The organism is Sphingopyxis sp. (assembly GCF_050725615.1).
GTDB lineage: Bacteria > Pseudomonadota > Alphaproteobacteria > Sphingomonadales > Sphingomonadaceae > Sphingopyxis.
Map to the genome: position 1 here is coordinate 49339 of NZ_JBOHHU010000008.1, position 24874 is coordinate 74212.

The window sequence follows — 24874 nt, forward strand, 5'->3', positions numbered from 1 at the left end:
CCGCCGGATCAAAAACAAGGCAGGCCCCGGGCCAAGCCCGGGGTGACGAGAAACGGAACGGCACCAACCGCCCGTTGGCGGCCGTCGCATCCCATCGGCAGCCAATGACTGGAATGGGGTGGGAAGCGGACCTATACTCCGCCGATGTAGATCGCTCCTGAAGGGGGCGGCCGCCGCAATTCCCAGCCACACGTCTCTGCTGCAGATCTCGCAGCATTGCGTATGTCTTCCCAAATCGGATCACTCAGAAGAGCCTCTTCTGTCCAGAAATCGAGATGCTTTTCTCCGCTTTGCGATAAAATCAGGCGACCCAATTCGTCGATGGCAAGGCGTTCATGGTCGGCCAAGTCACTGTCATGCTCGACGAAGCCATTGATCGCTTCTTCGAAATCGAGAGCCAATTCGTCGGCTTTGCAAACAAAATCGGGAAATAGCGAAAGCTGTATGTCGGCAGGCTGCGCCAATGCTAGAACCGCGCGTTCGAGCTTTCTACGCCTTTGATCAATGCTCATTTTCAACTGAATAGGCAAATGGCCTGAGGTCCGCAATCGGTCACCAGCGGACACTTGCATATTCCACCCGCCATCACTCTCGAAAGACCATGCGCACACCTCAGGCCAGCGCCATATAGCGCGCCAGATGTTCGTCGCGCGTCCCATATTCGCTCTCGATCACCGTCAGCCGCTTGAACAGCGCCGACACCGGCAACTCCTCGGTCATCCCCATGCCGCCGTGGAGCTGCACCGCATTCTGCCCGACGAAACGCCCGGCGTCGGAGATCGTGACCTTCGCGGCGCTGATCGCCTTTGCGCGTTCGGCCGCATCGAGATCGAGCGCGTCGGCCGCGAGGCCTGCCGCCGCAGCCGCGCGCCGCGCCTCGATATGCATGTCGACCAGCCGGTGCTGCACGACCTGAAAACCTGAAATGGCTTTTCCGAACTGCTCGCGCTGGACGCAATGATCGCGCGTATCGGCCACCAGCTGCGCCATGATCGCCGCCGCTTCGGCGGCAATCGCGGCGGCGCCCAGATCGAGGATGTCGGCAATGTCCTCGGCTTCGATCTCCAGCCGCGCGTCCGGCGGCACCACGACATCGTCGAGTAACAGGTCGGCGGCGCGGCGGCCGTCGATCGTCGGATAGGCCTTCATCGCCAGCGCGTCGCGTTCGATCAGGAAGGCGGCGGGGCCGTCGTCGGCCCTGGCAGTGACGATCACCGCATCAGCCTCGGCCGCGCCGATGGACAACAGCTTGCCGCCCGACAGGCGCCATCCCGCGGCGTCGGTCGCCGCGCGGGCGGGATCGCGGTCGTCGATCGAGGCCAGGGCGAGCTTCGCGTCGCCCGCCGCGACGCGCGGCAGCCAATACGCCGCCGCTTCGCCGCCCGCGCGGTCGAGCAACGTGCCGGCAAGCAACACGCATTCGAGATAGGGCAGGGGACAAGCGCGCGGCCCGAGCACTTCGAGGACCGCAAAACCCTCACGCGGCGGCAGGCCGAGCCCGCCATGTCCCTCGGCAAAGGGCAGCCCGAGCACCCCCGCATCGGCGAGCGCCCGCCAGCCGTCGTCGCCGGGCTTGAGCCGGTCGAACCGCGCGGCGAGGGCATCGTGCAATTCCATCTCAGCCGGCCTTTGTTTGCGGCGCGTCGCGCAGGATGATGTCGGCCCCGCGCCAGGCCATCGCCATCGTCGGGCCGTTGGTGTTGCCCGACGGGATCGCCGGCATGATCGACGTGTCGATGACGCGAAGCCCCTCTACGCCGCGCACGCGGAGCGTCGGATCGACGACCGACGCGTCGTCCCTGCCCATCCGGCAGCTGCCGACCGCATGATAGCCGCAGGTGCCGAAGCGGTCGTAAGCATCCATGATTTCGGCGTCGGTATCGAACGCCCGGCCCGGCAGCGTCTCTTCGGCGATCATGCCTGCGAGCGGCGCTTGCCGCGCATAGTCGCGCATCACGCGCACCGCACCGACCATCGCCGCGCGATCCTCGTCGGTCGCGCGATAATTGGGCTGGAAGCTCGCTGCGGCATCGGGATCGCGCGTCGCGATATGGATGCTGCCGCGCGAGGTCGGGCGCAGCGGATAGATGACCGCGTTCATGCCGGGATGCTTTTCCAGCTTGGTACGCTGGGTCGCCATATCGAAGCTGAAGGGGGCGATCAGCATCTGCGCGTCGGGGCGGTTGAGCCCGGGGCGCGACTTGAACCAGCCGCCGATTTCATAGGCCGCCGCCGACATCGGCCCGTCGCCGGTGAGATAATATTGCAGCGTCGCGAGCAGCAGCCGCCAGCCGCCGAAGACGCGGTTCTGCGACAGCGCATCCTTGGTCAGCTTCCACTGCATGATGATGCCGCGATGCTCGATCAGCCCTTCGCCGACCTCCGGATTGTGATGGACGAGCGGGATGCCGAGCGCGGCGAGGCGGCTCGAATCGCCGATGCCCGACCGTTCGAGGATCGCGGGGCTCGCCATTGCGCCGCCGCAAATAATCACCTCGTGCGCGGCGTCGATCGTCTCGCGCTGACCGTTGTGGATGACCTCGACCCCGACCGCGCGCGTACCGTCGAAGAGTATGCGGTCGACGGTGCGGTCGGTCAGCACGGTCAGGTTCGCGCGCTTCTCGGCCGGGCGCAGGAACGCCTGCGCGGCGCTCTGGCGCTTGCCCTTCCAGATGGTGCGCGGCGCATAGCCGATCGCGACCTGGTCGTCGGGCGCGTTGACGTCGGCCTTGTTGCTCCAACCCATCGCCTCGCCCGCCGCGACCTGCGCGTCGCTGATCGGCAGGCGCTGCGTCGGCATCGAGATTTTCATCGGCCCCATGTCGCCGCGCGTCTCGCCCGCGCCAAGCTCGTGATTCTCGAAGGCGCGATAGGCCGCGCCGATATGCGTCCAGCTCCAATCGTCGCTCGACTGTTCGGCGATCGCGTCGAAATCGGCGGGCTGGCCGCGCACATACATCATGCCGTTGACCGACGACGACCCGCCGAGCACCCGCCCGCGCACCCAGGCTTCGGACTGGCCCGCGGTCGAAGCCTCGGGTTCGCTCATATGGACCCACAGATGCTTGGGGTCCTGCATGACCTTGGCCAGACCCTTGGGCATGGAGATGAACGGATGGCGGTCGCGCGGCCCCGCTTCGATCAGCGCGACTCTGAGGTCGGGATTCTCGGACAGGCGATAGGCGAGAACGCATCCCGCCGCGCCGGCACCGCAGATGATATAGTCGAAAACCATGCCTCTTCCCTCGAATCCGGCCATTTTTGCGGCACTCTCATCCTCTCCATAAAAAACTATTGTCATTAGGTAAAGGGTCGAATAGGCTATGGGCAACGATAAGGAGAGGATTGGCGATATGCGCGATGTTGCAGAAGTTGCACGCCCCCAACGCAAGCTGACGACGCTCGCCGACCTGACGCCGAGCCAGATCGACGCGATCCGCAAGATCCCGGCCGAAAAGGATGCGGTCGTGATACCCTTCGGCGCGACGCGTCCCAATGCCATCTTCACCGGGCAGGACCGTTTCGACCTTGAGCAGGACAAGATCTTCCGCCGCTATCCGGTGCCGGTGACCGTGTCGGCGCTGCTTGAGGCCGGCAGCATCGTCGCCAACGACAGCTATGGCTTTCCGATGCTCGTCTCGCGCACCCGCGACGGCACGATCAAGGCGTTCGTCAACGCGTGCCAGCACAAGGGGTCGAAGCTGCTCGAAGATTGCGCCGTGCACAAGCAGGGCCGCGTGACCTGTCCCTATCATGCCTGGACCTATGGCATCGACGGCAAGCTGATCGGCGTATCGCGCAGCGAAGCCTTTCAGGATTTCGACAAGGGCCAGCGCGGCCTGGTCGAACTCGAAGCCCGCGAATGGGGCGGCATCGTCTATGTCCAGCTCAATCGCGATATTCCCGCCGACTGGTCCAACCTGTCGCAGCAGGTCGCCGACGACTTCACCGCGATCGGCATCCCGTCGGCGCATGTCTATGGCCGCAAGAGTTTCGACCTCAACGCGAACTGGAAGGTCGTGCTCGAACCCTTCCTCGAAGGCTATCATGTTCAGCGGCTCCACGCCGCATCGATCGGCGACCGCTTTCAGGACGCGCCGAATATCGTCGACATGTTCGGGCCGAACATCCGGCAGGTGTCCGGGCGGATCGGTTACGTCCCCGACATGCTCGACGAGGATCCGGCGGCGAACGTCCACAAGCTGGTCACCCACGCCTATACGGCATTCCCCAACTGCGTCGTGGTGACGAGCCAATATTATACCAGCGTCATGCTCCTCATGCCGCGCGGCCCCGACCGCACGACGGTCGAATATTTCATGCTCACCCCCGAGGCGGCCTCGACGCCGAAGGCCGAGGAGGTGTTCGCGCGCTCCTACGAGCTCATCCTCGGCGTGTTCGGCGGCGAGGATTTCCGCGCCGCCGAGATCAGCCAGCAGGGATTGAATGCGGGGGTGCCCGAGGAAACCGTCTATTGCGGGCTCGAGACCAATATCATCCGCTATTATGAAGCGATCGAAGCGCTTCTGTGATGGATGAGCTGGCGACCGACCGGACGGAGAGGGATTGATGGCGCAAACCTTGCCGAGCGCGATGGATTGGTGGGCGCGGATGCGTCCCGACCAGCCCGCCGTGGTGCTGGGCGGCGACCGGCTGAGCTATGGCGACTACAAGGCCTGGTCCGATCGCGTCGCTGCGATGCTCGAGGCCGACGGCCTGTTGCCGGGCGACCGCGTCGCGATCTGCTCGACGAACAGCCTCGCTTATTGCGCGCTGCTGATGGGGGTGATCCGCGCCGGCGGCATCGTCAATCCGGTCAATTTCCGCTTCACCCCGCGCGAAATCCGCGAGCTGTGCGAAACGACCGAACCGCGCTTCGCCTTCGCCGCGCCCGAATTCGCGGCGAATGTCGCCGCCGCAGGCCTGACCCCGCGTCCGATGGCGGAGATCGAATCGCTGCGCCATGCCGCACCCGCGTCGCCCGCCCACGATCCGCAGCCCGATGCGCCGGTCGTCATCATCGCGACGAGCGGCTCGACCGCTAAGCCCAAGGGCGTCGTCTTCACCAACCGCTCGATGACCGCCTATGCGGCGTGCTGGTCGCTCGAAGAGACCTCCTCGGCGCCCGGCGCGCGCGTGATCAGCCTCGCCCCGCTCAACACCTCGGCGGGTTTCGTCCAGCTGATGCATTATACGGTGCAGGGTTGCACCATCTTCATGGAGCCCGCCTTCGTCCCCGACGCGATCCTGCAGCTGCTGCAGGATGAGAGGATCAACTGCTTCGGCGCGGTGCCGACCTTTTTCGAAGCGATCGCCCGCTGTCCGGGCTTCGCCGATGCCGACCTGTCGTCGATCCGCCTCGCGACCGCCGGCGGCGCGCGGGTCAGCCGGCAATTGCTCGATGTCTGGAAGACGAAGGGCATCACGATCCGGCAGATTTACGGCCAGACCGAGGTCGGCGGCAATGCCACGATGATGCCCGAGCACCTCGCGCTCGACGAGCCCGAAAAATGCGGCTGGGGCGGCATCTTCATGGACCTGCGCGTCGTGCGCGCCGACGGCAGCGATTGCGACCCCGGCGAAGCGGGCGAAATCGTCATGCGCTCGCCGGGCATGATGCAGGGCTATTGGCGCAACGCGCAAGAGACCGCGAAGGCGATCCGCGACGGCTGGCTCTGGTCGGGCGACATCGGCACGCTCGACGACCGCGGCCTGCTGACCTTCGTCGACCGGATGAAGGATCTGATCATCTCGGGCGGCCTCAACATCTCCGCCGCCGAGGTCGAGCGTGTCGTCTGCGAATTTCCCGGCGTCGTCGAGGCGCTGGCGATCGCCGCGCCCGATGCGAAGTTCGGCGAAACCCCGTTCGTCGTCTATCACGGCGCCGCCGAGGTCGATGTCGCGGCGCTGATCGCCCACTGCAATCACAATCTCTCGAACTACAAGGTGCCGCGCTACGTCGCTTTTTCGGCCGACCCGCTGCCGCGCCTCGCCACCGGAAAATTATCGAAACCCGCCGTGCGCGCGCTCTACGCCGGCGCGCATGAGACGATGGAGCGCGTGCGATGAGGAGCAAGACATGACCGCCCCCCAAATGGCCGCCGCGCCGGTGCCGCCGCATATCCCGGCGCACCTCGTCTTCGATTTCGACATCTATGCCGACCCGCGCATCGGCGAGGATGTGCAGGGCAGCTATGCCGCCGCGCTCGCCGATGCCCCCGCCATCTTCTGGACGCGGCGCAACGGCGGCCACTGGATCGTCAAAAGCTTCGACGCGATCAGCCAGGTCGTGCTCGATCCCGACCATTTCTCGGTCCGCGAGATGCAGATCCCGCGCGTCGAAAACCCGCCCTTCTTCATCCCGCTCAGCCTCGATCCGCCCGAGAATCTGCCCTATCGCAAGGCGATGATGCCGATGTTCGGGCCGACCGCGATCAAGGCGCTCGAACCGCGCATCCGCGAATGGGCGGTCGAACTGGTCGATGCCGTCGCCGCCAAGGGCGCGTGCGATTTCCAGGCCGACCTCGCCAAACTGTTCCCGGTCAGCGTGTTCATGGAGCTGATGGGCATGGACCTGTCGCGGCTCCACGATTTCCGCGCGCTCGCCGAGGCTTTTTTCTCGGCGCAGAATGACGAGGCCGAGCTGGGACGGCTCAGCGCCGCAATCCTCGGCGAGATGAAGGCGCTGATCGAAGCGAAAAAGTCCGCCCCCGACGACAAGCTGATGTCGCATTTCATCACCGTCGACATCGGCGGGCGCACGATGAGCGACGACGAGATTCTGGCGATGAGCTTTGTCCTCTTCCTCGGCGGCATGGACACGGTGACCAACGTCACCGGCTTCGCCTTTCAGCAGCTCGCGCAGATGCCCGACGTGCAGGCGCGGCTCGCCGCCGACCCGTCGCTGATCCCCGCCTTCACCGACGAGGCGGTGCGGCTCTACGGCGTCGTCAACACGCCGCGGCTGGTGGTGCAGGACCAGGCGATCGGCGAGGCGCAGTTCCGGGCGGGCGAGATGGTGCTCAACATCCTCTGCCTCGGCAGCCGCGATCCCGCGAAGTTCGACGCGCCCAACGCCTTCGATCTCGACCGCAAGAAGAGCGCGCACCTGACCTTCTCGTCGGGGCCGCATCTGTGCGTCGGCCATGTCCTCGGCCGCGCCGAATTGCGCATCCTGACCGAGGAATGGGTGAAGCGCGTGCCGGCCTTCCGCGCGACGCCGGGTGAGAAGCACGCGTTCCGCATCGGCACGGTGATGGCGCTCGAAACGCTGCCGCTCACCTGGACGGTGGCGCCCTGATCATGGATGCGAACGACGGCGCCGACGCGCCCTATTGGAATGGCCTCGCCGAAGGCCGGCTGCTGCTTCCGCGCTGCGGCGGCTGCGGCGCATGGACCTGGCCGGCGGTCAGCCGTTGCGGCGGTTGCGGCAGCGAAGACATGCAATGGGTCGAGCGGCCGATGGCGGCGACGGTCTTTTCCTGGACGCGCACCTGGCACCGCTTCGGCTTCACCGAAAGCCTCGACCTGCCCTTCGTGTCGATCGTCGCGACGGTCGACGATTGCGGCATCCGCCTGCTCGGACGTCTCGACGATCCGGGCCAGGTCGATCCCGTCATTGGCGAGGCGATCACCGGCCGGATCGGTGCCACGCGCGTCGAAGGCCGCGACATTCCCACGATCATCTGGAGCCGCAACTGATGCACCCGCTGTACGGAACCACCGCCGTCGCGGGCATCGGCATGCGGCAATACCGGCGCGGCGCCTCGCCGCTGCCCGAGCAGGGGGTGCTCGTCGAGGCGATCCGCGCCGCCTGCGCCGATGCGGGTTTCGACCCCGCCGAGGTCGATGGCTTCGTCTCCTATGGCGACGACAAGAATGAGCCGGTGCGGCTGATGCCTGCGCTCGGGACGCGCGAGCTTAAATGGTCGAGCGTCATCTGGGGCGGCGGCGGCGGCGGTGTCGCCGGCGCGTTCGGCCTCGCGGCGGCGGCGATCCTGTCGGGGCAGGCGAGCGCGGTGATCGTCTTCCGCGCGCTTGTCGAAGGATCGAGCGGGCGGCTGTCGGCGGCGGTGATGGCGCATCATCTCAACGATCATATGCTCGCGGCCGGCATCGTTGCGCCGGCGCAAGTGTGCGCGATCCGCGCGAACCGCATGTACGAACATCATGGCGTGCCGCGCTCGGTTGCCGAGGAGCTGGTCCGCGCCTCCTATTATCACGGGTCGCGCAATCCCGAAGCCGTGGCTTATGGCGAGGATCTCGATCTCGACGCGATGCGCGGCTCGCGCTGGATCGCCGAACCGTTCCGCCTGTTCGATTGCAGCCGCGAGAATGACGGCGCCGCCGCTTTCCTGATGGTGTCGGCCGAGCGCGCGCGCGATCTGAAGAAGCCGCCCGCCTATCTGCTCGGCTGCGCGAACGGCGCCGAAAAGGGATGGGGCGACCTGCTCGAAAACGACGATGAGGCGCTCTATCCGACCGCCGGTTTCCGGCCGATCGCGCGGCGTCTTTATGCCGACACCGGCCTGTCCCCCGCCGACATCGACGTCGTCCAGCTCTATGAGAATTTCAGCGCGCAGGGCGTCGCCTCGCTGATCGACCACGGTTTCTGCACCTACGAGAATGTCGCCGAGGTGGTGCGCTTCGACAATCTGATCGCCCCGACCGGCAAGCTGCCGGTCAACACCGGCGGCGGCAATTTCGCCCAGGGCTTCATCCACGGCATCGGCACCGCCTATGAAGCGGTGAAGCAGCTGCGCGGCGAATCGGCGAATCCAGTTCCGGACGCCAAAATCTGCCTGCTCGCGGGCGGCCCCGGCGCGCCGACGGTCAGTTCGGCGATCTTCGGGAACGTAATTCCCTAAACACCCTGACGCTGCCCCTAATGGGCGCAAAGCCGGTCAGTCGAGCGGTTGGCCGACGCTGCCGTTCGCCAGCCGCGCGCGGACGCCGGCCAGGAACATGCGCAGCGATTCAACGAACAATTGCTCGTCGTCGAACGGATTGTCGGCAATCGCCTGCGCGAGTTTCGGATATTTCTCGCCGTCGACCGGCGGCATCGGGTCGATACCGCGCGCGCGCGCCGATGCCTCGAACAGCGAGGCGCCATAGGTATATTTCTCGACCGCATCGATCACGACCATCTGCACCGAGGTCGGATAAGGTTCGTCCGCAGCAGCACGGTTATACGCCGACAGCAGCATGTGGCGCGGGAAATAGCGCAGGATGAGCGGCGCCGCATGGGGGTGCTGGAGCAGGCTGCGCCGCGTCGCGACGCAGCGCGCGATGATCTGTTCCTCGAAGGTCTCACCGGGCGCTGCGATCACCGGCATCTTCACCAGCATGATCCGCGCGACTTCCTGCAGCAGCTCGGACTTGTCCTTGAAGTGGTGATAGAGCGAGGGCGGACGCACCCCGAGCTTCTTGGCGACGAGGCCGAGGCTCAGTTCCTCGAGCCCATGCTCGTCGATCACCTCGAGCGCGGCTTCGGCCGCATTGCTGCGCGAGATCAACGGTTTCGACGGTCGTGCCAAGAAATCTTCCCCTGTCTGGGCCGCTCATGGCAGCCGCAGCCGATGTGCGCCAGCCTAAAAGGAGTCGGTTTACCGATCAGCGCAGCATCAAGCCGCCGTCGACGACGAGGCTTTGGCCGGTAATGTAGGAGGCCTCCGGCGAGGCGAGGAAAAGGGCCGCCGCCGCCACTTCGGCCGGGGTGCCGAAGCGACGGACCGGGATGGCGCGCAGCGTGTTGCCGGCTTTGCGTTCGTCGGTGCGGACGCTTGCGGTCATGCGCGTCTCGATGAAGCCCGGGGCGACGAGATTCACGCGCACGCCGTCGCGCGCCCACTGATCGGCGACCGCGCGCGCGAAGCCGAGCAGCCCGGTTTTGCTGGCGGTGTAAGCGGGGGCGTAGCCGATCGCTATGAAGCTGGCGCACGAACCGACGTTGACGATCGCGCCGCCGCGCTCGCGCAACACCGGATGAAACAGATAGCAAAGCTCGACCGCAGCATGGAGGTTCACCTCGATCACGCGGCCATAGCCTTCCATCGAATATTCGTCGCTATGCGACTGGCCGGCATTGTTGACGAGAATGTCGATGGGCCCAGCCGCCTCGGCGAGCGCGGCTCGGTCGGCGGGCCGGTCGAGACGGGCCTGGAGATAGGCGAAGCGCGACAGATCGTCCTGATAGTCACCGGCGCCGTCCCGCGTTCCGCTGACGATCACCTCGGCGCCGGCGTCGGCAAAGGCGGTCGCAATGCCGAGGCCGATGCCTTGCGATCCCCCTGTCACCAGCACACGCTTGCCCTGAAAGTCGAACCGGATCATCGCGCTCCCCCTCTGCTATAAATCTATTGACGTTAGATAACGCGAGGCGCAGTCTTTTGGCAAGCAGGAGAGGATGAGCGATGGCGAGGAATGTGCAGCGAACCGTCTTCGTCGCGCGCGACGGCGTGCGGCTGGTCGCGGATCGGGGCGGCGACGCCACCGCGCCGGCGGTGATCCTGCTCCATGGCGGCGGCCAGACCCGCCATAGCTGGAGCCGCGCGGTCGACCGGCTGCTCGCCGAGGGATTTCAGGTCATCAACTATGATGCGCGCGGGCATGGCGAAAGCGACTGGTCGCCCGAAGCGGCCTATCAACTCGCCGACCGGGCGGACGACCTTGCCACGATCGTCGGCGGCCTGCGGGTGCCCTTCGTCCTCGTCGGTGCTTCGCTGGGCGGCGCGACCTCGATCGTGGCGATCGATCGCGGGCTGCGCCCCGCCGGTCTCGTCCTCGTCGACATCGTGCCCGAGCCCGATCCGCGCGGCATCGACCGCATCGTCTCGTTCATGCGCGTCCATCTGGACGGCTTCGCGACGGTCGAAGAGGCGGTCGCCGCCGTCGCCGCCTATAATCCGGCCCGCGCGGCGCCGCCCGACGGCGGCGGACTGATGAAGAATCTGCGCGCGGGCGACGACGGCCGGCTGCGCTGGCACTGGGACCCGCGCATCCTTGCCGATGCGCCCACGCTGCATCATGGGGTGGTCCAGCACGCGGCGGAGGCGCTCGCCGCGCTGCCCGACCTTCCGGTCCTGCTCGTCCGCGGCCTGTCCAGCGATGTCGTCAGCGACGCCGGCGTCGCGGCCTTTCGCCACATGCTGCCGCGCCTGGAATCGCTCGACGTGGCGGGGGCGGGGCATATGGTCGCGGGCGACCGCAATGATGTTTTCAACGACGGCGTCATCGCGTTCGCGCGGCGCACGCTTCGCGTCGGCGCGGCGCCTGTCGCATCATAATCGCGCAAATTCATTGACTTAATGCATCGTTCCAAAAACCTTACGGCGTTAATTTTCCCGATTGACTTTAAATCTAATGCGGATAGGTTATTGGCCAAGGTCGCGAATGACGGCCTGCATCTTTTTTGGAGAGGACTCGTCATGGACCGCAGTGCTTCGTTTCGCGCCATTCGCCACGCCTGCCTGGCGTCGATCATCGTGGCGGCGGGGGTGGCCGTTCCGGCCTGGGCCCAAACGCCGGCCGTCGATGCCGCGCCTGCCGCCGACCAGTCCGCCGATGCGCCGCTCGAAGGTGAAATCATCGTCACCGCGCGTCGCCGCGACGAACGCCTGATCGACGCGCCGGTCGCGATCACCGCGCTCGGCGGGGCCACGCTCGACAATTATGCGGTCACCGAATTCAGCGATATGGCGTCGCTGGTCCCGACGATGGTGGCGGGCAAGGCCGCATCGGGATCGTCGGCCAGCATCTTCCTGCGCGGCGTCGGCTCGACCGCGCTCAGCGCCGGTTTCGATCAGTCGGTGTCCTTCGTCGTCGACGGTATGCCGATGAGCCGCGGGCGCGAGATCGGGCTCAGCCAATATGATGTCCAGCGCGTCGAGGTGCTCAAGGGGCCGCAGGCGCTGTTCTTCGGCAAGAACGCCACCGGCGGGCTGATCTCGGTCACCACCAACAGCCCTCGGGACGTGTTCGAAGCCGGTCTCAAGGCGGGCTATGGTTTCGAGGCGAAGGAGAAATATGGCGAGGGCTATATCTCCGGGCCGCTCTCGGACCGCCTGCGCGCGCGCCTCGCCTTCCGGGTGTCCGACAGCGACGGCGCCTTCACCAACACAGCCGCCGAAACCTATACCGATCCGCTCGGTATGCAGCGCCACCGCAACAGCAAATATCGCGGCGGCAGCCGCACCTACAGCGGCCGCGCCACGCTCGAATGGGATACGACCGACAATCTGAGCATCCAGCTCAAGACCGGCTACACCGACCAGAAGGACGGCGGTCCGACCGACATTCTCGAACGCATCTGCGGCGGCGGTCGCACGACGCCGTTCACGCCCAATCCTTTCGGGGCGCCGGCCGGCATTCCGCCGAGCCCCAACGCCGATTGCCGCGTCGATGGCCGGTCGGACAGTTCGACGATCCCGCTCGCGGTGGCGCAGGCCAATTATCGCTATGCCGGCGACGGGCATATGTATTCGCGGCTGAAATCGGGTTTCGGCATCCTGACCGCGACGCTGACCAGCGACGTGTTCGACGTGACGTCGATCACCTCCTATTACCGTTTCAAGCAGACCGACCTCAACAATGTGTCGGGTGAGGCCTATCCGGCGACCTTCTCGCAGCTCGCCGATTATCGCCAGACGTCGGAGGAACTGCGCTTCCAGTCGAAGTGGGACGGGTCGGTCAATGTGCTGTTCGGCCTGTTCGCGTCGAGCAACAAGTTCATCTTCAACACCGACGCCTATATCTTCCCGGTGCCAATCAGCCCGGTGACCAACACCTATACCACCTTCAAGCGCGACAATGGCTTTACCGGCAGTTCGATGTCGGCGTTCGGCGAAGTGACCGCCAATGTGACCGATTCGATCGAGCTCGCCGGCGGCGCGCGCTGGAGCTATGAATCGCGCGATTCCTACCAGCAGTCGCTGCCCGCGCATCTCGGGTTCGCGGGCGCTTTCCCGGGCAATATCCGCCTCGACGATCGCTATCGGGAGACCGACGTCTCGCCGCAGGTGACGCTGCGCTACAAACCGTCGCGCGACCTGACCTTCTATGCCGCCTATAAGGAAGGCTTCAAATCGGGCGGTTTCAACATCTCGCAGTCGCTGACGCCCGCAGCGTCGGTCGCCGCCGGCCAGTTCGGCGCCGAACGCGCCCGCGGCGGCGAGGTCGGCGCGCGCGCGATCCTGATGGGCGGGGCGCTGTCGTTCAACACCACCGCCTATCTCTACGACTATCTCGACCTGCAGGTGCAGAATTTCGATCCGGTCACGATCGGCCAGGTCGTCGCCAACGCCGGCACGCTGCGCGTCAAGGGGATCGAGGCCGATTTCAACTGGCGTTCGGGCGGCTTCTCGCTGCGCGGTGCCGCCGCCTACAACCATGCGTCGTACAAGGATTATATCGGCCAATGCTATGCGGGGCAGACGGTCGCCGCCGGGTGCAACCTGCTCGCGCCAAGCCCGACCGCCGCCTTCACCAGCCAGGATTATGACGGCCGCACCCCGCCAAAGGCGCCGCGCTTCGCGGGGCGTATCGGGGCGAGCTATGAGATCCCGCTGACCGACTCGGGCTGGACGCTCGCGGCGTCGAGCGACGTCAGCTATTCGTCCAAATATAATTTCACCGACACGCTGCGCCCCGACGCCGTCCAGTCGAGCTTTGCCAAGGTCGACGCGGCGCTGCGCCTCAAAGGTCCCGACGATCGCTGGTCGATCGGGCTGATCGGCCGCAATCTCACCAACAAGCTGGTGGTGACTGCCGCGAACGACATTCCCTTCGCGGGCGGCACGGGGACCGGCAGCCGCGTCGGCGCGCCGGGCGTGCTCGCCGACATGTCGGCCTTCGTCGACAATCCGCGCGAAATCTATGTCGAGGTCGGCTTCAAATTCTAGCCGTTTCGCCCGTCAGTTCAGGGGCAACAGGGCGGTAAAGACAGCGCCGCCCGCGGGATGGTTGGCGACGCTGATCGTACCGCGCATCGCCTCGACATTCGACTGGACGATCGCGAGGCCCAGGCCAAAGCCGATCGCCGGGCGCCCGTCGGCATCGTCGACGCCGCCGCGATACAGCGGGTCGAACAGCCGCGCGGCGGCGGCGGGATCGATGCCGGGGCCATGGTCGCGAACGGTCAGTTCGGCCATCGCGCCGGTGCGGCGGAGCGACAGCTCGGCGCCGCCGCCATGGCGCTGGGCATTGACGACCAGATTGTCGATCACGCGCAGCAGGTCGACGAGGTTCGCGGTGACGACGACCGGATCGGCGGCCAGGATGCGCACCGGCGCCGCCGCCTTGCCCAGCACCGCCGCCCGATCGGCGAGCAGCATGTCGAGCGCCACCGGTTCGACATCGCGGTCGCGGCCGCGCGCAAATTCGAGCGCGGCGGCGATCAGCTTCTGCATCTCGGCGATGTCGCTCCGTGCGGTGTCGCGCGCCGCGTCGGGCAGGCCCTCGATCCGGAACGCCAGCCGGGTGAGCGGGGTGCCCAGATCATGCGCGATGCCGACGAGCAGTTCGGCGCGGTTGGTCACCAGCGCGGCGTGGCGCCGCCGCATCCCCGCGATCGCGGCGGCGAGGTCGCGCACCTCGATCGGCGCGGCGGGATCCGACCGAAAGGCCGGGCCGTCGAGCCCGGCTTCGCGGGCGTCGGTCGCCAGTTGCCGGAGCGGCCGGGTGATCGAGCGGACCACCAGCAGGCACAGGCCGAACAGCAACGCGCCCGCGAGCGTCAGCCAGCCAAGCGTCGTCACATGCCAGCGCGTGATCAGCGGCGGCGGCGGCAAGGTCGCGATCCGCCACCCTTGGCCGTACTGGATCGCCAGCGAGAAGCGGTCGCGCAGGTCGCGCGGCACGCCGGCGCCCTTCGGCCCGTGGTCCGACGCCGACACGCAGAGGCGGACGGCGTCGGGCGGACGGCCCAGCGACCGGGCGAGCGCCGCCGACAGCGCCGCGTCGCAGCGCTCGCCCTTGTCGGCGACCGGCAGGCTTGCCGCCTCGGTGAACCGGACATCGCGCATTCCCATCGTCCGGGTCGCGGCCGGATCGTCGAACGCCGCCAGCAGGTCGGCGGTGCGCACCGGGGGGCGAAAGGGCGGCGGACTGAAAAAGGTCACCGCGACCGCCAGCACCGCCATGATCAGGATCGCCGCGAGAACGAGGCCCGAGAGGCGGAAGAGGATCGAACGCCGCGCGCGCATGTCAGCCCGCCGGCCGCGCGGCCAGCGCAAGCTGATACCCCTCGCCGCGCACGGTGCGGATGAGGTCGCGGCCGCCATGCTCGGCCAGTTTGCGGCGGAGGCGGCTCAGCAGCACGTCGATCGAGCGGTCGAAGACATCGGCCTCGTCGCCGCCGGTGGCGGCGAGCAGCCGGTCGCGGTCGACGAGCCGGCCGCGCTGTTCGACGAGCGCGAGGAGCAGGCGAAACTCGCCCGGGGTCAGCGCGACGTCGGCGCCATCGGGGGCGGACAATTGCCAGCCCGCGGCATCGAGCCGCCAGTCGCCGAACAGCCAGGTCGCCTCGTCGCGCGTCCCGGCGTCGCGCAGCTTGCTGCGGCGGACGAGCGCGCGGAGCCGCGCGAGCAATTCGCGCGGGTTGAACGGCTTGGCCAGATAGTCGTCGGCGCCCAGCTCGATCCCGACGATGCGGTCGACGTCATTGCCCAGCACCGAAACGAGGATCACCGGCGGCCGCCCGGCAATCGGCAGCTTCGATAGCGCGGTCAGGCCATCCTCGCCCGCCATCATCACATCGAGGATGATCGCGTCGAAACGGCTGGTCTTGAGCGCGGCGTAGAGATCGGCGGCGCCGGCGCCGGTCGCGACCTCGATGCCGTGCCCGCTCAGGAACTCGGCGGTCAGCGACCGGATCGCCGCATCATCGTCGATGATCAGGACGCGCGTCGTCTGATCCAAGGTCCTGCCGCCTTTCGCTTCGTTCGCGCCCGGCCTATCAGAAGGCCCGGTCGGAATGAAGCGTTCGCCGACCGGAAGGCGAAGCGCCTCAGGTGGCAACGCCGACCGTGGCGGTTGCGGTGTAGCCGCTGCTGACGTCACCGGTCATCGCCATCGTCATCACCGCGATCTGCGCCGCGCTGTTGTCGCCGAACACATTGTCGCTGGCGATCGAGGTCGAGCGGAAATTGCTCTGGCTCGTGCTATAGCCGGTCGAGCCATAGACCGTCGTGCACGCGGCCGAGGGCAGCGCGAATTGCGAGATCAGCCGCGCAAAGCGACCGCTGGTCGCGTTGGTCGAGCTGGTGAACACCTCGAAATGGATGTGCGGATAGCGGCCGGCGTAGCAGCCGGGGAAAATCGTCGTGAAGGTGACCTGGCCGTTGGCGTCGGTGACCTGCAGCCCGCGCAAATAGCTTTCGGCGGGCAGGTCATAGAGCGAATATTGCCCCGACCGGTCGCAGTGCCAGATGTAGATCGCATAGCCCGCGAGCGGCGCGCAGCTGTTGTTGGCGTCGACGAGGGTGATGGTGAAGGTGACCGCAACACCCGGTGCAGTGGTGGTCGAGCCGATGAAGCTCGACCGGATGTCGCTGCGCGTCACGCCGTTGACGGTCAGCACGTTCGACGAGACGCCCGAGGATGTGTTGGTGCCGTCGGCGGGATAGGGGCCGTTGGTCTCGCTGGCATAAGCCGTGCAGGTCGCGGTCGGCGTTGGCGTCGGAGTAGGGGTGGGCGTCGGCGTCGGCGTGACGGTGACCGGGGTCGTGGTGCCCGTGTCGCCGCCGCCGCTGCCGCAGCCCGCCACCAGCGCGGCGCTGCCGGCGCTGAACATCAGCCCGAGCGCGCGCCGCCGGCCGAGGCGCAGCCGTTCGAGCGCCTCCATATCTTCGGCGAAGCCGCCATCCCGATGGTCGGCAAGGGCGCGCGCAGGATCGGCGGGAAGGTCGGACATCGGGGCAGTCTCCGGTTGTTTCGTCGCCGCCGGGCTACCCTTGCTTCCTTGCCTTCAGATGTCCGATCCTTGCCCGTCTGTTACAATGGTGCGCGCGCCGAAGCCGACACCGTCGGCCCCATTCGCCCACGGCGCGCGTCCGGCTTTGGCGTCAGAACAGCCCGGGCATCTCGCGCTGCGCCGCGCTCGGCGCCTTGCTTTCCAGCATGGCGGGGGCCGGCGCCAGGCCCGGCGCGATCCGTTCGGCTGATGCGACCCGCGTGTCGGCGCTGGTGATCCGCGTCGAACAGCTCCGCCCGGCCAGGAAATCGATCGCGGTGCGCACCGATGCCTCATTGGCGTCGCCCAGCGGGCGGCTCAGGTCGTCGCCGGCGGCGCAGCTGTTGCTGATCTTGGGCGCCAGCCCCGAATAATAATCGCTCTGGCCGCTCGCATTGCCCGTCGCAAAGGCGATCACGCGCATCCGGTCGTCGCATTCGGCCTTGTCGATCGCGATCTGGCCGACCGGCTTGCCAAAGGTGTTGCTGCCGACCAGCGTCATATTGGTTCCCAGATAGGGCAACATGCCGTTGATGACGAGTTCGCTGGCCGAGGCGGTCGACCCGGTGCCGATGAAGGCGATGCGCGTCGGGGCGATCGATTCGGGCTGGCTGGTGAAGAAATGGCGGTCGTTCTCGGCCGCTTTCGACGACCGGAAATCGGTGCGCGAGAAGAGTTCGCTCGACGTCCGGTTGCGCCCGAGCAGGTCGCCGAACAACTCGGCGGTCGAAACCAGCCCGCCGCCATTATAACGCAGGTCGATGACGATGTTGGTGATGCCTTGGTTGCGGAAATTCAGGAAGGCGGCGCGCAATTGCGGGTTCGCCGACGAGATGAAGGTGCGCAGGTTGATATAGCCGTAATTCTGCCCGCCGTCGGTGATGACCTTGGCGCCGTAGCGGTCCGAAATCGGATCGAGGTCGAAATCGGCCTTGGTCACCGTCACGTCGCGGGTGCCGGCGCCGTCGATGATGCGCAGGACGCGGGTGACGCCGGGGTCGCTCGGCCCCAGCGCGTCGGTGATGCCGCCGGTGCCGCTCGCCGCGACGATGTCGGCGATCGATCGGATGTTCGATGCGGTGGTGCCGATGCCGGTGATCTGGGTGCCGCGGTCGATCCCTGCGGCGAGCGCCGGGGCGCCTTCAAAGGCTTCGGCGATGACGACGCGCTGGGTCGAACTATTATAGGTCAAGCGGACCCCGAAGCCCGCGCTCGACCCGCTGGCGAAGAAGGCATTCTCCTCGGCGATCGAGGTGATGTAGGTGAAGAAGCGGTCCTTGTTCGCGGCGCGCGCCGGCGCGACGAGCGCGTCGATATAGGATTGGACGTCGCTATGGCTCGCCTTGTTGACGCCGCTCGCGACGTCGCCGGGGAACAGATACCATTCGTCGATCACGGCTTTGGCGAAATCCTGCCGCGCCGACAGGCCGCACGTCGCGGTGGGGGTCGGCGTGGGTGTCGGGGTCGGGGTCACGACGACCGGCCCGCCCCCACCGCCACCGCCGCCCCCACCGCCGCAGCTGGTGAGGACGAACGCCGACATGGTCAGGGCAAGGACGGATTTTTTCGAGATTCGGTGCATCAATATTCCCCGGTTGGCGCGCAGCTTGGCAAGCGGCGCCCTTCTGCGACCGCCAACATGTATCGGCTATGAAATCGCTCGGCAATAAACTCGATCAGCGGGGGTCGCTTTGGGGCCGAAAGCGGGTGTTCAAAACGCTCGCTCGCTCCCGTCGCCGAGGTGTAGTTGTCCTTCGCGCACGGTAAACCAGCGAGGCAGGCCGTCACGCCGATCAACGAAATGCCATCGCGGCTGGCCATCGGTCGTTGAGAACGAAAGAAACCGCATATCGCTATCGGTCGTGATCGCGACTTCGGGCAGGATACCAAATAGGCCGCATCGCGCAATTCGCGCATCGCGCAACATATTGAGCGCGGGTTCCCATAATTCTTCTTCGCTCCAGCTCCCGCATCTGATGGCGGTTCGATCCTCGACACGCCAACTCCATTCGACGCCGAGTGATACTTCGCCGTGGGGATTGCCGACCGAACCGTCCCGTCTGGTGACGGGGGTCAGCTCGCCGCACTCGATAAAAATCGCCGAACCATGCCCACGCCAGATGTGGCTGATTGGCAAGCCGATTAGCGAGTTAGCGAAAGCAAGAAAGGCTTCGGTGGGTTCCATAGTCAACGGTCTTAGCGGCCGCCGACAACGTCCGCTACCGGTCGCTACTTGCTGCCCGCCCACTCCACCTCATCCGCCGCGCGGCGGCCCTTGAACCCCTGCGCGACGACGAACAATTCGGGCGATCCCTTGCGGCTCGACGGCGGCTTGGCGTGCTTCACCGTCGTGAAATTCTGCTTGAGCAAGGTGAGCAGGCTGTGGTCGGCGCCCCCGGCGAACACCTTGGTGACGAAGCTGCCGCCGGGCAGCAGCGTGCGCACCGCAAAATCGGCGGCGGTTTCGGCGAGCCCGATGGTGCGCAGATGGTCGGTCTGCGGATGGCCGACGGTGTTCGCCGCCATGTCCGACAGAACGAGATCGGGGGCGGAGCCCAGCGCCTCGATCAGCGCATCGGGCGCCGCATCGTCCATGAAATCCATCTGCAGGATTTCGACCCCCTCGATCGGCTCGCATTCGAGCAGGTCGATGCCCGCGATTTTCGCGCGCGGGTTGGTCTTGCGCACCACCTGCGACCAGCCGCCCGGAGCGATCCCCAGGTCTACGACCGCGCGCGCCTTTTTGACGAAGCTGAATTTCTCGTCGAGCTCGATCAGCTTGTACGCGGCGCGCGAGCGATAGCCTTCGGCCTGCGCGCGGCGCACATAGGGGTCGTTCAATTGCCGCGCCAGCCAGCGCGTCGACGATGTGCTGCGCTTCTTGGCGGTCTTGACGCGGACGTGCAGTCCGCCCCGTCCACCCTTGGCGCCGCCGCCCTTGCTGCCGCTCTTGCCCTGGCTCATTTGCGAAACTCCCGCCGCGTGACGGGCACGTCGCGGCCCTGCATCGCCAGCGTCCGCAAGATGCCCTCGCGGATACCGCGATCGGCGACCCCGACCCGCGCGGCGGGCCACAGGTCGATGATGCTCTCCAGGATCGCGCAGCCGGCGACGACCAGGTCGGCGCGCTCGCGCCCGATACAGCCGATTTCGGCGCGGTCGGCGATGCTCGCTTCGGCGAGGCGGCGGCTGATGTCGCGCATCGCGTCGCACGGCACCACCAGCCCGTCGACCGCGCGCCGATCGTACCGCGGCAGGTCGAGGAAAACGCTGGCCAGCGTCGTCACCGTGCCGCTGGTGCCAAGCAGGCGCAGCGGCTGGCCGGCATGGCGCTCCGCGCGCGCGGCAAAGGCGGCAAAGGCCTCGCGCGTCGTTTCGCGCATCTGCGCATAGCTCGCCTGGCGGTCGGCCATCGTCGCGCCGTCGGATGGCGCATGTTCGGTCAGCGACACGACCCCCCATGGCACGCTCACCCAGTCGCGGATCGCGACGTCGCTGCCGCTGCCCTCGACGTGCATCAACTCGGTCGACCCGCCGCCGATGTCGAAGATCAGCGCCGGGCCGTCGCCGGGTTCCATCAGATTATGGCAGCCGAGCACCGCCAGCCGCGCTTCCTCGGCGGGGGCGATGATGTCGAGCACGATGCCGGTCTCGCGCCGCACCCGGTCGGCCAGTTCCTGCCCGTTGGCGGCGCGGCGGCACGCCTCGGTCGCGACCGCGCGCGACAGGCTGACGTGGCGGCGGCGCAATTTGTCGGCGCAGATCGACAGCGCGGCGACCGCGCGGTCCATGGCGGCGTCGCTGATCCGTCCGCTGCTGTGCAATCCCTCGCCCAGCCGGACGATGCGCGAAAAGGCGTCGATGACGACCAGTTCGCCATCCTGCGGCCGCGCGATCAGCAGCCGGCAGTTGTTGGTGCCAAGGTCGATCGCGGCGTAGCTTTTGGGCCGCGTAAAGGGCGCGGGACGCGGCTGGCCGCCTGGCCCCTGTCGATCGGCCCCCGCTCGATCGGGAGCCTGCCTGTTCTTCGCCGCTGCCGCCCCGGGCTGCGGCGGCCGCCCGTCGGGCGCTGCCATTTGCCGCATGGCTATTCTTACCTGTTTCTCACGCGCCCGAAAACCGGACGTGCACTTGGGGCCAGACTAGGCGCGGGGGCGTGGGAAGGCAACCCCGGGGGCGGGGGCGCCTTTGGGGGCGGGGAGCGGATGCCTCTTTCATCGTCATCCCGGGCTTGACCCGGGACCCGCCTTCTTTCTTTCGTCGTCGGATCAAAGACAAGGCAGGCCCCGGGTCAAGCCCGGGGTGACGGGAAACGGAACGGCGCCTTCCGCCCGAAATTCGCTCCCCAAAAGAAAACCCCGCCCGGTCGAAACCGGACGGGGCAGCGAAGAAAGACATTATTGGGGGTCAGGCAAAGCCCTTAACGGCAGCCGTCATTCCCCTTGTCGATCGCGCGGCCGGCGATGGCGCCGACGGCGCCGCCGATGATCGTGCCGACCGTGCGGTCGCCGCGACCGGCGATTTCGTGACCGGCGAGGCCGCCGGCGATCGCGCCGATGATCGTGCCGCCGGTGCCATTGTCGCACTGGCCCCGATAGCGGTTGTTGTTGTTATAGCGGCGCTGGTCGTAGCGACGGTCGTTGCGGTAATCGCGGCGATCATAGCTGCGATAGTCGCGGCGGTCGTAACGGCGGTCGTCGCGGTTGTTGTATCGCGCGTCATAGCTCGAATAGCCGTCGCGGTCGTAATAGCCGTTCTGCGCGGCGGCGGGGGTGGCTGCCAGGCCCAGCGTCGCGGTGGACATCAGGGCGGCGATCGAGAGGGTCACCATCTTTTTCATTTTCAGTCTCCTTCTTTCGTCTTCTGCCCTTTGGGGCGGTGGTCGATGAAAGAACTTCTAGGTGATTCGCGTTGAGCCGACCCTGAACGCGGCTGTTGGGTGAGGTTCAGGCTGCGTTGCCGGGGGTTCATCTTCGCCGACGCTTTCCCGCGCTTTCCTTTGTCACGCGATGGCTTTAGGCCCCGGGCGATGCGCCGCTTCCTCCCCGCCGCCCTGATCTTCCTGACGCTCGGGCCGATGCCGGGAACGACGTTCCGCTACCCCGTGGTCGACACCAGCCAGACCGCGAGCGCGCGGCCGCTCCTCCATCCTGCGGGCGATACCGGCAGCCTGCGCTTCGTGCGCGGCTGGCGGCTCACCAGCCGCAACAGCCTGTTCGGCGGTTTCTCGGCGCTGGCCTATCGCGGCGACGGGCGGTTCCTGCTCGTCGGCGACAATGGCGAGGGAACGCGGCTGACGCTCGGCGCCGACGGATCGGTGTCGGACGTGACGATCGCCGCGCTGCCGACCCCGCCGCGCAGCCCGAAGCGCAAGGCCTTCACCGATGCCGAGGCGATGGTGCTGGATCCTGCGACCGGCAAGCTGTGGATCGCGCTCGAGGGGATCAACCAGGTGTGGCGCATCGACGCCGGGCTGACCCGCGTCGAATCGCGCCGCCGCTCGCCCGCGCTCTACCGCTGGCCGGCGAATCGCGGGCCCGAGGCGATGGTGCGCCTCGCCGATGGCCGCACCATCCTGTTTTCGGAGGGCGAGGATCGCAATGATTTCGGCACCGAAGCGCTGGTCTACACCGACGACCCTGCCGTCCCGGGCAAGCCGCCGACGCTTTTCTATTATGATGACGAGGGCAAGGGCCAGGTCAGCGACGCCGCACCGCTGCCCGACGGGCGCATCCTGCTCGTCCACCGCAAGCTCGGGCTCGATCCGCTGTTCACGACCATCCTCGCGATCGTCGATCCCGCCGATATCGGCAAGGGCCGCGTCGTCCGTTCGGTGGCGATCGGGCAGGTGCCCGAACCGCTGCACGAAAATTACGAGGGCGCGGCGGTGGCGGTCGAGGATGGCCGCACCATCCTCTGGCTCGTCTCCGACGATAATTTCAACCGCTGGCAGCGGAGTTTGCTGCTGAAGTTCGAACTCGTCGACCTGCCGGACAGCAAAAAGGCCGCGCGGTAAACCGGCGGCCTCCATGCGATTCGCAAGGAAAGAAGCTTAAGCGGCCTTTTCGGCCAGCTTCTTCGTGACTTCCTTCTTCAGCTTGCGCGCCGAAGCCGACAGCTGGTCGTCGCCGGCCTTGATCAGCCAGTTGTCGAGGCCGCCATTATGCTCGACGGTGCGCAGGCCGTGCGTCGACACGCGCAGCTTGAAACCCTTGCCCAGGGCGTCCGACAGCAAGGTCACATTCTGCAGGTTGGGCAGGAAGGTGCGCTTGGTCTTGTTGTTCGCGTGGCTGACATTATTGCCTACCAGGCGGCCCTTGCCGGTCAGTTCGCAAATGCGCGACATGATATCTGTCCTCGTTCAAAAATTTCGGTTCGGCGTCCGGGCGCTTCCCGATAAATCGGGGACCGCAGGACCGGAGTGAGCCGGGAAAGGCGCGCGCTTATCGGCTTGCCGCAGATTCGTCAAGGGACTAGCGGGAAAAGCGATGCCGCCATTTCCCCTGCCCGAACCGATGCGCGCCGCGCTGAACCTCGCCAAAGCCGCCGCCGACGCGGGCGAAGTGCCCGTCGGCGCGGTGATCGTCAAGGACGGCGTCATCATCGCCGAGGGCCACAACCGTCCCCGCGAATCGCACGACCCGACCGCGCACGCCGAGATGGTTGCGATTCGCGCGGCGGCGGCGACGCTCGGCAACGACCGCCTCGACGGCTGCGACCTTTATGTCACGCTCGAACCCTGCGCGATGTGCGCCGGCGCGATCGCCCACGCCCGCATCGCGCGCCTCTATTATGGCGCCGACGATCCCAAGGGCGGCGCGGTCGTCCACGGCCCGCGCACCTTCAGCCAGCCGACGATCCACCACCGCCCCGACATCTACGACGGCATCGGGGCCGGGGAGGCTGCCGATCTGCTCAGGGCGTTTTTTGCAGAACGGCGGTAACGCGAGACCGAGGCGAAGCGATTTTGTTTCGCACAAAGCCACGAAGCCACAAAGAGGCCTTCTTAGCTGCTGTTTGTGCTGAGCTTGTCGAAGCACCGCTCTTTTGCAACGTCCAAAGAAAAGCGGCCTGTCGACAGGCTCGGGGTGCATGGCTCTGAAGCCCCTTTGTGGCTTCGTGGCTTTGTGCGAGATATTTCCACAGCCGACGCCCGCCCGCTCACGTGCCCAGCATTTCCTCCACCCACGCCGGCACCAGCACCCCCGCCGGTCCGTGTCGCGCTTCGTCGAACCAGTGCGATCCCTGGCTCGGTTCCATGTTGAGCTCCAGCGTCCGCGCCCCGCTCGCCCGCGCCTCGCGCACGAAGCCGGCGGCCGGATAGACCGCGCCCGACGTCCCGATCGACACGAACAGGTCGGCGCGGTTCAGCGCCTGATAGATCGCGCCCATATGATAGGGCATCTCGCCGAACCACACGACGTCGGGACGCAACTGCCCCGCGACCCCGCACGCCGGGCAGGCGGGCCGCTCGATCAGCGTTCCCGTCCAGTCGCTGTGCGTGTCGCACGCGGTGCACCAGGCCTTCAGATGTTCGCCATGCATATGGATCAGCCGCCGCGCCCCCGCGCGCTCGTGCAGATCGTCGACATTCTGCGTCACGATCAGCAATTCGCCCGGCCAGGCCGCATCGAGTCGCGCCAGCGCGTCATGCGCTGCGTTCGGCGCCTTGGTCTGGATCGCCGCGCGCCGCGCGTCATAGAAACGATGGACCAGGTCGGGGTCGCGCACGAACGCCTCGGGCGTCGCGACATCCTCGACGCGGTGCTGCTCCCACAATCCGCCGCCGTCGCGGAAGGTGTCGATGCCGCTCTCGGCCGACACCCCGGCGCCGGTCAGGATCACGATATTATCTATGTCGCTCATGGCCCCCTCTTATCCGTTCGTGCCGAGCGAAGTCGAGACACGCGATGGGCCGCGCCAACG

At 66.8% G+C, this 24874-nt stretch carries 24 protein-coding genes; 9 read left to right on the top strand and 15 right to left on the bottom strand.

What is annotated here, in order from left to right:
- Positions 1-131 precede the first annotated feature (131 nt).
- Genes ACREB7_RS03290 through ACREB7_RS03300 form a run of 3 tightly spaced genes read right to left on the bottom strand, consistent with a single transcriptional unit; the run spans position 132 to position 3235 of the window.
- A complete protein-coding gene (locus ACREB7_RS03290; RefSeq protein ID WP_431590859.1) occupies positions 132-572 on the bottom strand; it encodes a hypothetical protein in 441 nt (146 codons plus the stop codon).
- 40 nt (positions 573-612) lie between these two features.
- On the bottom strand, positions 613-1617 hold the full coding sequence (locus ACREB7_RS03295; protein ID WP_431590860.1) for an acyl-CoA dehydrogenase family protein: 1005 nt from the start codon (positions 1615-1617) through the stop codon (positions 613-615).
- Between the two features lies 1 nt (position 1618).
- Complete coding sequence (locus tag ACREB7_RS03300; RefSeq protein WP_431590861.1) at positions 1619-3235, bottom strand: GMC family oxidoreductase; 1617 nt, start codon at positions 3233-3235, stop codon at positions 1619-1621.
- Between the two features lie 118 nt (positions 3236-3353).
- Here ACREB7_RS03300 and ACREB7_RS03305 point away from each other — a divergent pair, with 118 nt between their 5' ends.
- From ACREB7_RS03305 to ACREB7_RS03325, 5 genes are read left to right on the top strand one after another with little or no spacing between them, the layout of a single operon-like run.
- Positions 3354-4532 (top strand): aromatic ring-hydroxylating oxygenase subunit alpha, encoded by a 1179-nt coding sequence (locus ACREB7_RS03305; RefSeq protein ID WP_431590862.1) that lies wholly within the window; start codon positions 3354-3356, stop codon positions 4530-4532.
- A 37-nt stretch (positions 4533-4569) separates the two neighbouring features.
- Positions 4570-6069 carry a class I adenylate-forming enzyme family protein gene (locus tag ACREB7_RS03310; RefSeq protein ID WP_431590863.1) on the top strand — a complete coding sequence of 500 codons (1500 nt, stop codon included), beginning with the start codon at positions 4570-4572 and terminating at the stop codon, positions 6067-6069.
- Between the two features lie 10 nt (positions 6070-6079).
- Positions 6080-7300 carry a cytochrome P450 gene (locus ACREB7_RS03315; protein WP_431590864.1) on the top strand — a complete coding sequence of 407 codons (1221 nt, stop codon included), beginning with the start codon at positions 6080-6082 and terminating at the stop codon, positions 7298-7300.
- 2 nt (positions 7301-7302) lie between these two features.
- Positions 7303-7701 carry a Zn-ribbon domain-containing OB-fold protein gene (locus tag ACREB7_RS03320; protein ID WP_431590865.1) on the top strand — a complete coding sequence of 133 codons (399 nt, stop codon included), beginning with the start codon at positions 7303-7305 and terminating at the stop codon, positions 7699-7701.
- Positions 7701-8867 carry a thiolase C-terminal domain-containing protein gene (locus tag ACREB7_RS03325; RefSeq protein WP_431590866.1) on the top strand — a complete coding sequence of 389 codons (1167 nt, stop codon included), beginning with the start codon at positions 7701-7703 and terminating at the stop codon, positions 8865-8867. Before ACREB7_RS03320 ends, ACREB7_RS03325 begins: the two co-directional genes overlap by 1 nt.
- Positions 8868-8903: 36 nt before the next feature.
- On the opposite strand, the gene ACREB7_RS03330 is transcribed toward ACREB7_RS03325, so the two are convergent.
- A complete protein-coding gene (locus ACREB7_RS03330; protein ID WP_431590867.1) occupies positions 8904-9536 on the bottom strand; it encodes a TetR/AcrR family transcriptional regulator in 633 nt (210 codons plus the stop codon).
- Between the two features lie 76 nt (positions 9537-9612).
- The gene (locus ACREB7_RS03335) at positions 9613-10332 is read right to left on the bottom strand and encodes an SDR family NAD(P)-dependent oxidoreductase (RefSeq protein WP_431590868.1); all 720 of its coding nucleotides are present in this window, start codon (positions 10330-10332) and stop codon (positions 9613-9615) included.
- A 92-nt stretch (positions 10333-10424) separates the two neighbouring features.
- Between ACREB7_RS03335 and ACREB7_RS03340 the strand changes: the two genes are divergently transcribed.
- Together ACREB7_RS03340 and ACREB7_RS03345 are read left to right on the top strand one after the other, a co-directional pair.
- Positions 10425-11285 (top strand): alpha/beta fold hydrolase, encoded by an 861-nt coding sequence (locus ACREB7_RS03340; protein ID WP_431590869.1) that lies wholly within the window; start codon positions 10425-10427, stop codon positions 11283-11285.
- Between the two features lie 141 nt (positions 11286-11426).
- Positions 11427-13898: a TonB-dependent receptor gene (locus ACREB7_RS03345; RefSeq protein ID WP_431590870.1), complete on the top strand. Its 2472-nt coding sequence runs from the start codon at positions 11427-11429 to the stop codon at positions 13896-13898.
- A gap of 12 nt (positions 13899-13910) precedes the next feature.
- Here the strand turns inward: ACREB7_RS03345 and ACREB7_RS03350 are convergent, their stop codons facing one another.
- The 8 genes from ACREB7_RS03350 to ACREB7_RS03385 all read right to left on the bottom strand — a co-directional run bounded on the left by ACREB7_RS03350 (position 13911) and on the right by ACREB7_RS03385 (position 21788).
- Complete coding sequence (locus tag ACREB7_RS03350; RefSeq protein ID WP_431590871.1) at positions 13911-15200, bottom strand: sensor histidine kinase; 1290 nt, start codon at positions 15198-15200, stop codon at positions 13911-13913.
- A gap of 1 nt (position 15201) precedes the next feature.
- On the bottom strand, positions 15202-15915 hold the full coding sequence (locus ACREB7_RS03355; RefSeq protein WP_431590872.1) for a response regulator: 714 nt from the start codon (positions 15913-15915) through the stop codon (positions 15202-15204).
- Between the two features lie 88 nt (positions 15916-16003).
- Positions 16004-16909 carry an intradiol ring-cleavage dioxygenase gene (locus tag ACREB7_RS03360; protein WP_431590873.1) on the bottom strand — a complete coding sequence of 302 codons (906 nt, stop codon included), beginning with the start codon at positions 16907-16909 and terminating at the stop codon, positions 16004-16006.
- 151 nt (positions 16910-17060) lie between these two features.
- Positions 17061-18530, bottom strand: coding sequence for a S41 family peptidase (locus tag ACREB7_RS03365; RefSeq protein ID WP_431590874.1), 1470 nt, complete (start codon positions 18528-18530; stop codon positions 17061-17063).
- A gap of 129 nt (positions 18531-18659) precedes the next feature.
- Positions 18660-19133, bottom strand: coding sequence for a hypothetical protein (locus ACREB7_RS03370; RefSeq protein ID WP_431590875.1), 474 nt, complete (start codon positions 19131-19133; stop codon positions 18660-18662).
- Between the two features lie 44 nt (positions 19134-19177).
- Positions 19178-19912: an RlmE family RNA methyltransferase gene (locus tag ACREB7_RS03375; protein WP_431590876.1), complete on the bottom strand. Its 735-nt coding sequence runs from the start codon at positions 19910-19912 to the stop codon at positions 19178-19180.
- Complete coding sequence (locus tag ACREB7_RS03380; RefSeq protein ID WP_431590877.1) at positions 19909-21033, bottom strand: Ppx/GppA family phosphatase; 1125 nt, start codon at positions 21031-21033, stop codon at positions 19909-19911. The genes ACREB7_RS03375 and ACREB7_RS03380 overlap by 4 nt, the downstream gene beginning before the upstream one ends.
- A 335-nt stretch (positions 21034-21368) precedes the next feature.
- The gene (locus tag ACREB7_RS03385) at positions 21369-21788 is read right to left on the bottom strand and encodes a glycine zipper 2TM domain-containing protein (RefSeq protein WP_431590878.1); all 420 of its coding nucleotides are present in this window, start codon (positions 21786-21788) and stop codon (positions 21369-21371) included.
- A gap of 189 nt (positions 21789-21977) precedes the next feature.
- On the opposite strand from ACREB7_RS03385, the gene ACREB7_RS03390 reads away from it, so the two are divergent.
- Positions 21978-22964, top strand: coding sequence for an esterase-like activity of phytase family protein (locus tag ACREB7_RS03390; protein ID WP_431590879.1), 987 nt, complete (start codon positions 21978-21980; stop codon positions 22962-22964).
- Between the two features lie 36 nt (positions 22965-23000).
- On the opposite strand, the gene rpmB is transcribed toward ACREB7_RS03390, so the two are convergent.
- Positions 23001-23294: a 50S ribosomal protein L28 gene (rpmB, locus tag ACREB7_RS03395; RefSeq protein WP_431590880.1), complete on the bottom strand. Its 294-nt coding sequence runs from the start codon at positions 23292-23294 to the stop codon at positions 23001-23003.
- Positions 23295-23436: 142 nt separating this feature from the next.
- Here rpmB and tadA point away from each other — a divergent pair, with 142 nt between their 5' ends.
- On the top strand, positions 23437-23892 hold the full coding sequence (gene tadA / locus ACREB7_RS03400; protein ID WP_431590881.1) for a tRNA adenosine(34) deaminase TadA: 456 nt from the start codon (positions 23437-23439) through the stop codon (positions 23890-23892).
- Between the two features lie 217 nt (positions 23893-24109).
- Here the strand turns inward: tadA and ACREB7_RS03405 are convergent, their stop codons facing one another.
- A complete protein-coding gene (locus tag ACREB7_RS03405) occupies positions 24110-24814 on the bottom strand; it encodes an NAD-dependent deacylase (protein ID WP_431590882.1) in 705 nt (234 codons plus the stop codon).
- Positions 24815-24874 lie beyond the last annotated feature (60 nt).

Bases quoted from the DNA above. Each gene is read 5' to 3' on its own strand.
- ACREB7_RS03290 (WP_431590859.1), bottom strand. From the start codon at position 572: ATGCAAGTGTCCGCTGGTGACCGATTGCGGACCTCAGGCCATTTGCCT.
- ACREB7_RS03295 (WP_431590860.1), bottom strand. From the start codon at position 1,617: ATGGAATTGCACGATGCCCTCGCCGCGCGGTTCGACCGGCTCAAGCCC.
- ACREB7_RS03300 (WP_431590861.1), bottom strand. From the start codon at position 3,235: ATGGTTTTCGACTATATCATCTGCGGTGCCGGCGCGGCGGGATGCGTT.
- ACREB7_RS03305 (WP_431590862.1), top strand. From the start codon at position 3,354: ATGCGCGATGTTGCAGAAGTTGCACGCCCCCAACGCAAGCTGACGACG.
- ACREB7_RS03310 (WP_431590863.1), top strand. From the start codon at position 4,570: ATGGCGCAAACCTTGCCGAGCGCGATGGATTGGTGGGCGCGGATGCGT.
- ACREB7_RS03315 (WP_431590864.1), top strand. From the start codon at position 6,080: ATGACCGCCCCCCAAATGGCCGCCGCGCCGGTGCCGCCGCATATCCCG.
- ACREB7_RS03320 (WP_431590865.1), top strand. From the start codon at position 7,303: ATGGATGCGAACGACGGCGCCGACGCGCCCTATTGGAATGGCCTCGCC.
- ACREB7_RS03325 (WP_431590866.1), top strand. From the start codon at position 7,701: ATGCACCCGCTGTACGGAACCACCGCCGTCGCGGGCATCGGCATGCGG.
- ACREB7_RS03335 (WP_431590868.1), bottom strand. From the start codon at position 10,332: ATGATCCGGTTCGACTTTCAGGGCAAGCGTGTGCTGGTGACAGGGGGA.
- ACREB7_RS03345 (WP_431590870.1), top strand. From the start codon at position 11,427: ATGGACCGCAGTGCTTCGTTTCGCGCCATTCGCCACGCCTGCCTGGCG.
- ACREB7_RS03350 (WP_431590871.1), bottom strand. From the start codon at position 15,200: ATGCGCGCGCGGCGTTCGATCCTCTTCCGCCTCTCGGGCCTCGTTCTC.
- ACREB7_RS03360 (WP_431590873.1), bottom strand. From the start codon at position 16,909: ATGTCCGACCTTCCCGCCGATCCTGCGCGCGCCCTTGCCGACCATCGG.
- ACREB7_RS03365 (WP_431590874.1), bottom strand. From the start codon at position 18,530: ATGCACCGAATCTCGAAAAAATCCGTCCTTGCCCTGACCATGTCGGCG.
- ACREB7_RS03370 (WP_431590875.1), bottom strand. From the start codon at position 19,133: ATGGAACCCACCGAAGCCTTTCTTGCTTTCGCTAACTCGCTAATCGGC.
- ACREB7_RS03375 (WP_431590876.1), bottom strand. From the start codon at position 19,912: ATGAGCCAGGGCAAGAGCGGCAGCAAGGGCGGCGGCGCCAAGGGTGGA.
- ACREB7_RS03380 (WP_431590877.1), bottom strand. From the start codon at position 21,033: ATGCGGCAAATGGCAGCGCCCGACGGGCGGCCGCCGCAGCCCGGGGCG.
- ACREB7_RS03385 (WP_431590878.1), bottom strand. From the start codon at position 21,788: ATGAAAAAGATGGTGACCCTCTCGATCGCCGCCCTGATGTCCACCGCG.
- ACREB7_RS03390 (WP_431590879.1), top strand. From the start codon at position 21,978: ATGCGCCGCTTCCTCCCCGCCGCCCTGATCTTCCTGACGCTCGGGCCG.
- rpmB (WP_431590880.1), bottom strand. From the start codon at position 23,294: ATGTCGCGCATTTGCGAACTGACCGGCAAGGGCCGCCTGGTAGGCAAT.
- tadA (WP_431590881.1), top strand. From the start codon at position 23,437: ATGCCGCCATTTCCCCTGCCCGAACCGATGCGCGCCGCGCTGAACCTC.
- ACREB7_RS03405 (WP_431590882.1), bottom strand. From the start codon at position 24,814: ATGAGCGACATAGATAATATCGTGATCCTGACCGGCGCCGGGGTGTCG.